Consider the following 10,534-nt stretch of genomic DNA (forward strand, 5'->3'; position numbering starts at 1 on the left):
CGGATCCGAGGCGCCGTCGGCCGTGCCGGCCACGCGGGCCGCCCGGAGCGCCCGCTCGGCCCGGGCGCCGCTGCGGATGGCGAGCGCCGCGGCCGCGGCGAGCCCCAGCACCACCAGCCCGGCCACCGCGGTGGCCGTCCGGCGCAGCCGCCGCAGGCGGGCCGCGCGGGCCTGCGCCGCGGCGCGGCCGGCGTAGGCCTGCTCCACGCCGGCGAGCCCGTCGAGCAGGCCGAGCGCGGTCTGCGGGCGTCCGGTGGGCGCCTTCGAGAGCGCCGCCGTGAGCAGCGAGGCGAGCGAGGGCGGCGCGTCCTCGAGCGGGAGCCGCGGCGGCGGGCCGGGGTCGAGCACGGTGCTGCGCCCGTCCACGAGCGGGAAGGGCAGCTCGCCGGTGAGCATCTGCCAGAGCACCACGCCCGCGCTGAACACGTCCGCCCGCGCGTCGCCGGGCTCGCCCCGGAGCTGCTCCGGCGCCATGTACGCGGGGGTGCCGCCGGCGAGGCTGGCCCGGTCGAGCAGCCGCGCCAGGCCGAAGTCGAGCAGCTTCACGCCGCCGGCCTCGGTGAGGAACACGTTGCCGGGCTTGAGGTCGCGGTGGAGCACGCCGCGCGAGTGCGCGTGCACGAGGCCGCTCGCGACGTCGCGGGCGATGCGCACCGCCTCCTCGGGCGGCAGCCGGCCGCGCTTGAGCCGCTGCTGGAGCGTCTCGCCGCGGAGCAGCTCGAGGATGAGGTAGGGCGTGCCCTCGTGGATCCCGAAGTCGTGCAGCGTGACGACGTTCGGGTGGTTGAGCCGCGCCGCGGCCTCCGCCTCCTCGCGGAGCGGCTTCTCCAGCGCGGCCGGCTCGGCGCGGGAGGGGCGCATCGCCTTGAACGCGACCAGCCGGCCCAGCTCGCGGTCGCGCGCCTCGAACACCAGGCCGAACCCGCCCCGGCCGATCTCGCGGAGCAGCTCGAAGCGGCCCACCACCATGCCGGCCTCGAGCGGCGCGGCGAGCTGGGAAGGATCGCGGGCCGGCGCGGAGGCGAGCTCCAGCAGCAGGTCCGAGAACTCCTGGCTCTCGCCCTCCAGCTCCGGGGGGACCACGCGGGGTGCCTCGCGCATCGGGGTGCGGCCGCTACTCGAGCAGCCCCTCCTCCCGCGCCATGCGCGCGAGCTTCTCCTTCAGGCGCTCGAACCGCTTGCGCAGCGCCGGCTCGTCCACCGCGTCGCCCTCGTCGGCGAGCACGGTCGCGACCTCGCGCCAGGAGAGCCCCCGGTCGAGCCGCAGCACCAGGAGCGTCTGCTCGTCCGGCTGCAGCCGCGCGCGCAGCCGGTCGATGCCGCGCTGCCGGGCCTCGCGCCGGCCGAGCAGCGCCGACGAGCGGACCTCGTCGGCGATGCGCGACAGCTCGTGGGTCTCGAGGCGGCGGCCCCGGCCGCGGTACGGATCGCGGAGGTGCCGCGCCGCGGCGTGCCAGGCGAGCCGGTAGGCCCAGACGCGGACCGGGCACTCGCGGCGGAAGCCGGGGAGGCCGCGCCAGAGGTCCTCGGTGAACTGCGAGAACACCTCGGCCGCGTCGGCGTCGTTGCGGAGGATGGAGGAGAGGTAGCCGAGGAGCTGCGGGCCGTACTCGCGGAGGACCGCCTCGGCGGCCCCCCGGTGATCGCCGGCTTCGAGGAACGGTGCGGCGCGTCCGTGGTCGGTCATCCGGGCGAGGGGCTCCGGGGCGCGGACCGGCCGGACGGCCGGGAACGGGCCGGGAGAGGGCCGACCATAACGGACGGTGCCGTTTGCCGCAATCGGCGTGGCGCGCACGGTGGGGCCCTCCGCGTGGACGTTCCGGACGAGGGAGGGGCGGCGGGCGCGGGCGTGACCGGGGCGGCGCGCCTCAGCGGGACAGCTCGTGCACGCGCTCCCGGAGCCGGTGCGCCTCGTCCCGGACGCGCGCCTCCACGCTGTCGTCCGACCGCAGCCCGACCAGCCAGCCGGCGGCGAACCCGATCGCGGCGGCGAGCAGGAGCGCGGCGAGGGCGGTCCGGGCGCGGAAGGACACGTCAGATCCCGAGCTGCTGCACCTGGTACCCGCGCTCGCGCAGCGCCTGGAGGAGCTCCTGGACGTGCTCGAGGCCGCGGGTCTCCAGGGTGAGCTGCAGGGTGGTGTCGCCGAACCGCGTCGCGAAGGCGCGCGTGTGGTGGACCTCGATCACGTTGGCCCGGTGGTGCGCGATGATCGCCGACACCTTGGCGAGCTGCCCCGGCTTGTCGGTGAGCGCGACGCTCACCCGCACCAGGCGCCCGTCCTTCACCAGGCCCCGCTCGATGATGCGCGCGACCAGGTTCACGTCGATGTTGCCCCCCGAGACGATGGCGACGGCGCGCCGCCCCTCGAGCCCGGCCGCCCGGCGGTTCATGAGCGCCGCCACCGCGACCGCGCCGGCCCCCTCCGCGACCGTCTTCTCCTTCTCGAGCAGGTACAGGATCGCGCTCGCGATCTCCTCCTCGGAGACGGTCACGATCTCGTCCACCAGGCGCCGGACGTGCTCGAAGGTGAGGTCGCCGGCGCGCTTCACGGCGATGCCGTCCGCGATGGTGCTGGCCGGCTCGAGCGTGACCGGCCGGCCCGCCTCGAGCGCCGCGAGCATGCTGGGAAGGACCTCGGTCTCCACGCCCACGATCCGAACCTCGGGGCGCAGCGCCTTCGCGGCCACGGCCACTCCGGAGGCGAGCCCGCCGCCGCCGATGGGCACCAGGATCGCGTCCACCTCCGGGACCTGGTCGAGGATCTCGAGCCCGACCGTGCCCTGGCCCGCGATGATGCGCGGGTCGTCGAACGGGTGCACGAAGGTGAGCCCCTCGGCCTGCTCGAGCCGCCGCGCCTCGGCGTACGCCTCGTCGTAGTTCGCCCCGTGGAGCACGATGCGCGCGCCGTGGGCCCGGGTGTTCGCCACCTTCATGATGGGCGTGGTCTCGGGCATCACGATGGTGGCCTTCACCCCGAGTCTGCCGGCGTGGTACGCGACCCCCTGCGCGTGGTTCCCGGCGCTCGCCGCGATCAGCCCCCGGGCGCGCTCGGCCTCCCCCACGAGCAGCAGCGTGTTCAGGGCGCCGCGCTCCTTGTAGGAGCCGGTCATCTGCAGGTTCTCGAGCTTGAGGAAGGCGCTGGTGCCGCTCAGGCGGGAGAGGGTCTCGGTGCGGGCACAGGGGGAGAGGTAGATCCGGTCGCGGATCCGGCCGAGCGCGGCCTGGACGTCGGGGAGCGTCACCATGGCGGATCGCGAACGCTACCGCCCCGCGGCCGCGAACGGCAAGCGCCGCCCGCGCGCGCGATCCGGACGAGGAACGGGCGTCGCGGCGGCGCGGGGCGCCGCCGGAGAGGCCCGGCGCGAGCGGCCCGCGGCCGCCCGCCGCTAGTGCTGCACCAGCCTCCGCGCGAGCTCGACGCGATTCCGCACGCCCAGCTTGTCGAAGATGGTCTTGAGGTGGCTCTTCACGGTCTGGGAGGCGATCCCGAGCCGCTCGGCCACCTCGCGGGAGCGGAGCCCGTCGGCCACGAGCAGCGCGACCTCCCGCTCGCGCTGGGTGAGGCCATCGGCCGGCGTGGCGGTGGCGGCCTCGGGACCGGCCTGCAGCGGCTCCGGGAGCGGCTCACGCCAGAGGTGGAGCTGCGTCTTGCCCTTCCCGACGGCGGTCACCTCGATGCGGAGCCGCTCGCCGTGGCCCTCCATGACCAGCGTGCGGCGCACGCCGGGCGGCCCGTTCTGGGCCCCGTCGGTGAGGCCGCGGAGCTCGGACGGCATCAGCGCGCCGTCGGCGGCGTCCGCGAAGAACACCTTCAGCATCTCCTCCGCTTGCCGGTCGGCGCGCAGCAGCCCACCCGCGTCGCAATGAGCGGCAGCCCCGCGCGGAGCGGGAACGCGAACGTTCGCTCGCATCATGGCCAGCACCCCCTTTGCCTCCGTGTGGAGACAGGACCCACATACTACAGCCCTGCGAACGAGTGGTCACTCGCATCCCGAGCGGTCGCGATCTCCTTCGGGGTTCCGGGGGTTTATGACGCATCTGCGTCGGAGGGGGTGGGCGCATCGGGTCCGGTCCTTCCTGGTGCGACGGAGGTGGCAACCCATGCCCTGAAATCGGAGGGATGCACCGCCCGTCCGGTGGCGCGGATCACCCGGAAGACGAGGCAACCCTGATGAGCGCCCCGGCACAGGGACGTTGACGCATCGTGCGGGACCGGTTGGGCCGCTCCGTCCACCCCGCCGCAGCGGGGCGGGTGCGAGCGGCGAAGGAACGGGCAGGACATGCGCGGCGGCTCCGCCCGCAACGTACGCACGCGGGCCGGGCCGGGCCGCGCCCCCGCGCGACGGCGCGACCCGCGCGGTCGGCGCCGCTCAGCGGAGCGCGGCGTGGACCGCGGCCGCGAGCAGCGCGAGCAGCACCACCGAGGAGGCGGCGCCGAAACGGCGTTCACCCACCGCGAAGAAGCCGCCGGCGGCGACGGCGAGCCGGAGCGGCGGCGTGACGAAGAGCGCGATCACGCCCAGCCGCGCGAGGTGGCTCGCCGCCTCGACGTCGAGCGCGTACGCGAGCGTGGCGGCGCCGCAGAGGCCGACGCCGGTGAGCGTGCCGGCCCAGAGCGCGAGCGACACGGAGCGGTTCACGGCAGCCCCCGCAGCACGTCCCACACCATGCGGCCGCCCAGCAGCACCAGCAGCGCGGAGAACGCCGCCTGGAGCCGCGCCGCCGGGATCCGGCCGAGCAGCGTCGCGCCCAGCCGCGCGCCGGCGAACACGCCCACCACCACCGGCGCGGCCACGGCGACCTCGAGATCGCCGCGCGCGTAGTACACGTACGCGCTGGCGGCGGCGGTCACGCCGATCATGAAGTTCGAGGTCGCCACCGCGACCTTGAACGGCAGCTCCATCGCCAGCGTCATCACCGGCACCTTGATGAAGCCGCCGCCCACGCCGATGAGGCCGGAGATGGCGCCCGCCACCGCGCTCGCGCCGAGGCCGGTGCCCCATCGACGCACGGTGTAGGGCGCGCCCTCCGGCGCCTGCGGGCCGGCCGGGCGCCGGCGCCACATCACCAGCGCCGAGTACACCGCCACCGCGGCGAACAGCGCCTTCAGCAGGCCCACCGGCGCGAGGCCGGCGACGGCGCTCCCCAGCATGGCGCCGGCGACCGTCGCGAGCTCCAGCACCACGCCGACGCGCATGTCGGAGAGCTTGCGGTCCACGTAGGAGGCCGCCGCGGAGGAGGAGCTGGCGATGATCACGACCAGCGAGACCGCCACCGCGTGGCGGAACGGGAGGCCGAAGCCGGCCGTGAGGATCGGGACGACGATGATGCCGCCCCCGATGCCCATGAGGGCGCCGAGGGTGCCGGCGCCGAGGCCGACGGCGGCGAGCAGGAGAGCGGTCACGGGGCGGCCACTCTAGCGTACGGACGGGCGCCCGGAAACCGGCCCTTCGACTCCGGCCGCCCATCCCGGCCCTTCGACTCCGGCCGCCCATCCCGACCCTTCGACTCCAGCTCGCTCATCCCGAGCGTAGGACCGCGAAGCGGTCCGGAGTCGAGGGACGCTCAGGGCGAGCGGGTTCGATTCCGGCGCTCATCCCGACCCTTCGACTCCGGCTCGCGCGCTCATCCCGCGCGTAGGACCGCGAAGCGGTCCGGAGTCGAGGGACGCTCAGGGTGAGCGGTGCGTTCCGCTCGGTCGAGGGACGCTCAGCGCAGCTCGACCTCGAAGCCGAGGCGGCGCGCCGACTCGAGCAGCTCGTCGGCGGGCTGCACCTTCAGCGGCACCGCGATGGTGGTCTCGGTCTGCTCGGGGATGACCGCGCGGACCGTCACCGGGCAGCTCCCGGAGAAGCGCCCGAGCAGCGCCTTCAGGTCGCCCGCGCGCGCGGCGGTGAGCCGGTCGGCGTCGATGCGGAGCGCGATCTCGCTGGTCTTCTGGTTGCGGACCGCGGCGAGCGGCTCGATGTCGAGCGCGGTGATCTCCGCCCGCGGGTTCTCCTCCTCGCGGTTGTTGATCCGCACCTCGCCGTGCACCAGCACCGGCTCGTCGCCCTTCACGAAGTGCTCCCAGTCCGACCAGCCCTTCTGCGCGGGGCGGCCGTTCTGGGCCGGGCGCGAGGCCCAGCAGATGACCTCGGTCGTGCCGGTGAGGTCCTCCAGGGTGAGGAAGCCGAAGCGCGTGCCCTTCTCCTTGTTCATGCGCTCGCGAAGCGACGCGACCACGCCGACCACGGTGACCTTGTCGCCGTGCCGCTTGTGCGCGACCGCGGCGCAGGTGGAGGAGGCGTAGCGGCGGACCTCGCGCTCGTAGCCCATCAGCGGGTGGCCGGTCAGGTAGAAGCCGAGCGCCTCCTTCTCGAACGCGAGCCGGACGCGCTCCGGCCACTCCTCCACGCTCACCTCGCCCACGGCGTCGCCGGGCCGAGGGTAGCGCGGCTTCGCCTCGGTCGCCGCGGAGGCCGCGAGCGCACCGAACAGCGAGGCCTGGCCGCTGGCGCGGTCGGCCTGCGCCGACGCGCCCGCCGAGATGGCGGCGTCGATGCCGAAGAAGAGCTGCCAACGCGGCACGCCCTCGAAGTCGAGCGCGCCGGACTTCACCAGCGCCTCCAGCACCTTCTTGTTGATCTTCTTCGAGTCCACACGCCCGGCGAGGTCGAACAACGACTTGAACGGGCCCGACGCGCGCGCCTCGACGATGGCCTGCACCGCCGAGTCGCCCACGCCGCGGACCGCGCCCAGGCCGAACCGGATGCGGCCGCGCGACCCCTTGGGCGACTCCGGGCCGGGCGGGAACGCGCCGAACGCGGCGTCCGACTCGTTGACGTCCGGCGGGAGCACCTCGAGCTGGCTGGCGCGCGCCTCCGAGATGTGGAGCACCACCTTGTCGGTGTTGGAGGCCTCGCTCGAGATGAGCGCGGCCATGAACTCCACGGGGTAGTGCGCCTTCAGCCAGGCGGTCTGGACGGTGAGCAGGCCGTACGCGGCGGAGTGCGACTTGTTGAAGCCGTACGCCGCGAACTTCTCCATGAGGTCGAAGATGCCGCCGGCGACCTTCTCGTCCACGCCGTTCGCGACCGCGCCGGCGAGGAAGCCGACGCGCTCCTTGGCCATGACCTCGGCCTTCTTCTTCCCCATGGCGCGGCGGAGCAGGTCGGCCTGTCCCAGCGAGTAGCCCGCCAGGACCTGCGAGATCTGCATCACCTGCTCCTGGTAGACGATCACGCCGTAGGTCGGCTCGAGGACCTGCTCCAGGCTGGGGTGCGGGTACTGCACCTTCTCGCGGCCGTGCTTGCGGTCGATGTAGACGTCCACCATGGTGCGGCCGTCCTCGAGCTTCTGGTCGAGGGGGCCGGGCCGGTAGAGCGCGCCGGCGGCGATGACGTCCTCGAAGCGCGACGGCTTCATCTTCACCACCATCTCGGTGAAGCCGGAGGACTCCATCTGGAACACGCCGCCGGTGTCTCCGCGGCTGATGAGCTCGTACACCGCCGGATCGTCGATGGGGATGTCGCTCGCCGCGAAGTCCTTCATCTCCGGGTGGTTCCGCTTCACCATCCGCAGCGCGTCGTCGATGACGGTGAGCGTCTTCAGCCCGAGGAAGTCGAACTTCACCAGGCCGGCGGCCTCGACCTCCTCCTTCGCGAACTGCGACACCAGCATCTCGGACTTGTCGTCCTTGTACGCCGGCACGTACTCCCACAGCGGCTTGTCCGCGATCACCACGCCGGCCGCGTGCAGGCCGGCCTGGCGGTTGAGGCCCTCCAGCGACATGGCGATGTCGAGCAGGTCCTTGGTGGTGACCTTGTTCTGGACGCCCTTGTCGTCCACCCACTGCGAGATCACGGTGGGCTTGTCGTAGAGCTCCTTCAGGCGCGGCTCGGCCGGCATCTTGTCCGAGCCGAACACCAGCTCCTTGAGCGGCGGCGTCTTGCCCTGCACCGGGTCCGGGACGAGCTTCGCGATCCGGTCGCCCTCGGCGAACGGCAGGCCCATCACGCGCACCACGTCGCGGATCACCGAGCGCGCCTTGAGCGAGCCGAACGTGATGATCTGCCCGACGTTGTCCTGCCCGTACTTGCCGCGGACGTACTGGATGACCTCGTCGCGGCGGTTCTGGCAGAAGTCCACGTCGAAGTCCGGCATCGAGACGCGCTCCGGGTTCAGGAAGCGCTCGAAGAGCAGGTTCCAGCGGAGCGGGTCGAGGTCGGTGATGCGGAGCGACCAGGCCACGATCGAGCCGGCGCCGGAGCCGCGGCCCGGGCCCACCGGGATGCGGTGCTCCTTCGCCCAGTTGATGAAGTCCTGGACGATGAGGAAGTAGCCCGGGAACCCCATCTTCTTGATGACGCCGAGCTCCATCTCGAGGCGCTGGCGGTACAGGTCGCGGTCGTGCGGGTACTTCCCGTCGATCTCGCGGAAGCGCCGGTCGAGCCCCTCCCGCGCGAGCTTCACGATGTACTCGTCCTCGCTCATCCCCTCCGGCAGCGTGAAGGAGGGCAGGAACGTCTTCCCGAGCGGCAGCTCGACGTTGCACATCTCGGCGATGCGCAGCGTGTTGTCGAGCGCCTCGCGGAAGTCGGGCAGCGCCGCCGCCATCTCGTCGGGCCCGGCGACGAACAGGCCGTCGGTGTCGTGGCGGAGCCGCTTCGGATCCTGGAACGTCTTGTTGGAGGCGATGCACATCAGCACCTCGTGCGCCTTCGCCTCCTGCCGGCTCACGTAGTGCGCGTCGGCGGTGCCGACGAGCGGGATGCCCTCGTCGCGGCCGAGCTGGGCGAGCTTGGCGTTGACGTCGAGCTGCTCGCGCATGCCGTTCGACTGGACCTCGAGGAAGAACGAGCCCGGCTCGAAGATGTCGCGGTACTCGCGCGCCACCCGCCGCGCGCCGTCCATGTCGCCCTGCCGCGCCAGCCGCGGCACCTCGCCCGCCAGGCAGGCGGTCAGGCCGACGAGGCCCTTCGAGTGGTCGCGCAGGAGCTGCTTGTCGATGCGCGGGTCGTAGTAGAAGCCCTCGGTGAACGCCTTGGACGAGAGGTAGCGCAGGTTCGCCCAGCCCTCGGCGTTCTTCGCGAGCAGGATGAGGTGGCGGCCGACGCGCTCGGAGCGGTCGGTGCGCCCCTTGTCGCCCGCGACGTACGCCTCCATGCCGAGGATGGGCTTCACCCCGGCTTCCTTGGCCTTCTTGTAGAAGTCCACCGCGCCGAACAGGTTCCCGTGGTCCGTCACGGCCACGGAGCTCATGCCCTTTGCCTTGACCGTCTTCAGCAGGTCCTTGATGCGGATCGCGCCGTCGAGGAGTGAGTACAGGGTGTGCAGGTGCAGGTGGACGAAGTCGGGCATCGGGCCCGATGTCTAGCAGGCGGGGGTGACACGCGGAAGGCGCCGGAAGTGGGCAGCGGAAAAGAGGGAATTCCGCGCCGTCGCAGGTGGCGGCGGGCCTCGGCCGGCCCCCGCCGCTCACAGCGGCAGCCGGTAGATCCGCGTCGGCTCCATCCCCGCCGGCGCGAGCTTCCCGTCCTTCCAACCGTCCACGTGGCTGTTGCCGATGTAGACGAACGCGCCGGGCACCAGCGCGCCGGTGGTGGGCACGCGCCAGCCGGGGTTGGCGGTCTCGAGCACCTCGGCCGTCCGCACGCCCGCGGCGCCGGGCTCGAGCTCGAGCCGGATGATGCGCGGGGTGCCGGCGCCGTTCTGGACGGCGACGAGCGTCCGGCCGGCGGCGGAGAGGCCGTCGATGCCGGTCAGCGGGAAGCGGCCGGGGCCGCGCAGGCGGCGGGGCGCGCCGCCGTCGCGCGGCAGGTCCCACAGGCCGGTCGCGTCGGCGACGAGGAGCCGGCCGTCGGCGATGGCGATCCCGTTCGCGTAGACCCAGCGCCGCCCGCCGCCGGCCGCCACCAGCGCGGCGGCGCCGGGGTCGAGCCGCCACACCTCGCCGCCCTCGCTGTCGGTCGCATAGACGGTTCCGTCCTCGCCGACGGCGAGGTCGTTCAGCATGTGGCCCGGGCCGTCCAGCCCGGCGCTCCGGCGCGGCGCGCCGGTGGCGAGGTCGAACGCGAGGAGGCGCGTGCGCGCGGGCGTCCCCGCGGCCGCGTCCGCCCGCGCGAAGGAGGCCGCCCAGAGCAGGCCGCGCGCGGCGTCCACCTTGATCCCCAGCACCTGGTCCAGCCCGGCGCCGGGCGGGACGAGGTCGCGCACCGCCCCGCCCGGATCGACGCGCACGATCTTCCGCAGCCGCATGCTCCCGACGTACAGCGCGCCGTCGCGCGGATCGGCCGCGATGCCCTCCGCCACCAGGCCCGGCTCGGCCAGCGTGGCCGCGAGCGGCGCATGGGGCGTCGCCGGCACGCGCGCGGCGAAGCGCGCGGCGAGCGCCTTCAGCTCGGGGCGGTCCGCGAGCGCGGGGAAGTCGGCGGGATCCATCCCGTTCGACCAGCCGGCCTCGTCGAGCGACCGGAGCAGCGCCAGGGCGCCGTCCGCGTCGCCCTGGCTCGCGGCGAGCCAGGCGCGCAGGTAGGGGAGGCCGGGGTCGCC

The 10,534-nt window shown here is 73.8% G+C and carries 9 protein-coding genes; all 9 read right to left on the reverse strand.

The features are described from left to right. Positions 1-1,083 (reverse strand): serine/threonine-protein kinase (locus PSR1_RS17880; RefSeq protein WP_237758118.1); only part of this gene is annotated, 1,083 nt, incomplete at its 3' end. A 31-nt stretch (positions 1,084-1,114) separates the two neighbouring features. Further along, complete coding sequence (locus tag PSR1_RS17885) at positions 1,115-1,687, reverse strand: RNA polymerase sigma factor (protein WP_012527513.1); 573 nt, start codon at positions 1,685-1,687, stop codon at positions 1,115-1,117. A gap of 181 nt (positions 1,688-1,868) precedes the next feature. Further along, positions 1,869-2,033 carry a DUF1049 domain-containing protein gene (locus PSR1_RS23865; protein WP_152643377.1) on the reverse strand — a complete coding sequence of 55 codons (165 nt, stop codon included), beginning with the start codon at positions 2,031-2,033 and terminating at the stop codon, positions 1,869-1,871. A gap of 1 nt (position 2,034) precedes the next feature. Further along, a complete protein-coding gene (locus PSR1_RS17890) occupies positions 2,035-3,246 on the reverse strand; it encodes a threonine ammonia-lyase (protein ID WP_059438808.1) in 1,212 nt (403 codons plus the stop codon). A 141-nt stretch (positions 3,247-3,387) separates the two neighbouring features. After that, positions 3,388-3,819 (reverse strand): helix-turn-helix transcriptional regulator, encoded by a 432-nt coding sequence (locus tag PSR1_RS17895; RefSeq protein WP_232287323.1) that lies wholly within the window; start codon positions 3,817-3,819, stop codon positions 3,388-3,390. Between the two features lie 552 nt (positions 3,820-4,371). Continuing rightward, positions 4,372-4,641 (reverse strand): DUF1634 domain-containing protein, encoded by a 270-nt coding sequence (locus PSR1_RS17900; RefSeq protein ID WP_059438809.1) that lies wholly within the window; start codon positions 4,639-4,641, stop codon positions 4,372-4,374. Further along, complete coding sequence (locus tag PSR1_RS17905) at positions 4,638-5,405, reverse strand: sulfite exporter TauE/SafE family protein (protein ID WP_059438810.1); 768 nt, start codon at positions 5,403-5,405, stop codon at positions 4,638-4,640. The genes PSR1_RS17900 and PSR1_RS17905 overlap by 4 nt, the downstream gene beginning before the upstream one ends. 305 nt (positions 5,406-5,710) lie before the next feature. After that, the gene (gene dnaE, locus PSR1_RS17910) at positions 5,711-9,343 is read right to left on the reverse strand and encodes a DNA polymerase III subunit alpha (protein ID WP_059438811.1); all 3,633 of its coding nucleotides are present in this window, start codon (positions 9,341-9,343) and stop codon (positions 5,711-5,713) included. Positions 9,344-9,460: 117 nt separating this feature from the next. Next, positions 9,461-10,534: SMP-30/gluconolactonase/LRE family protein (locus PSR1_RS17915; protein ID WP_059438812.1), on the reverse strand; the 1,074-nt coding region annotated here is incomplete at its 5' end.

The organism is Anaeromyxobacter sp. PSR-1 (genome assembly GCF_000964525.1).
Classification (GTDB): domain Bacteria; phylum Myxococcota; class Myxococcia; order Myxococcales; family Anaeromyxobacteraceae; genus Anaeromyxobacter.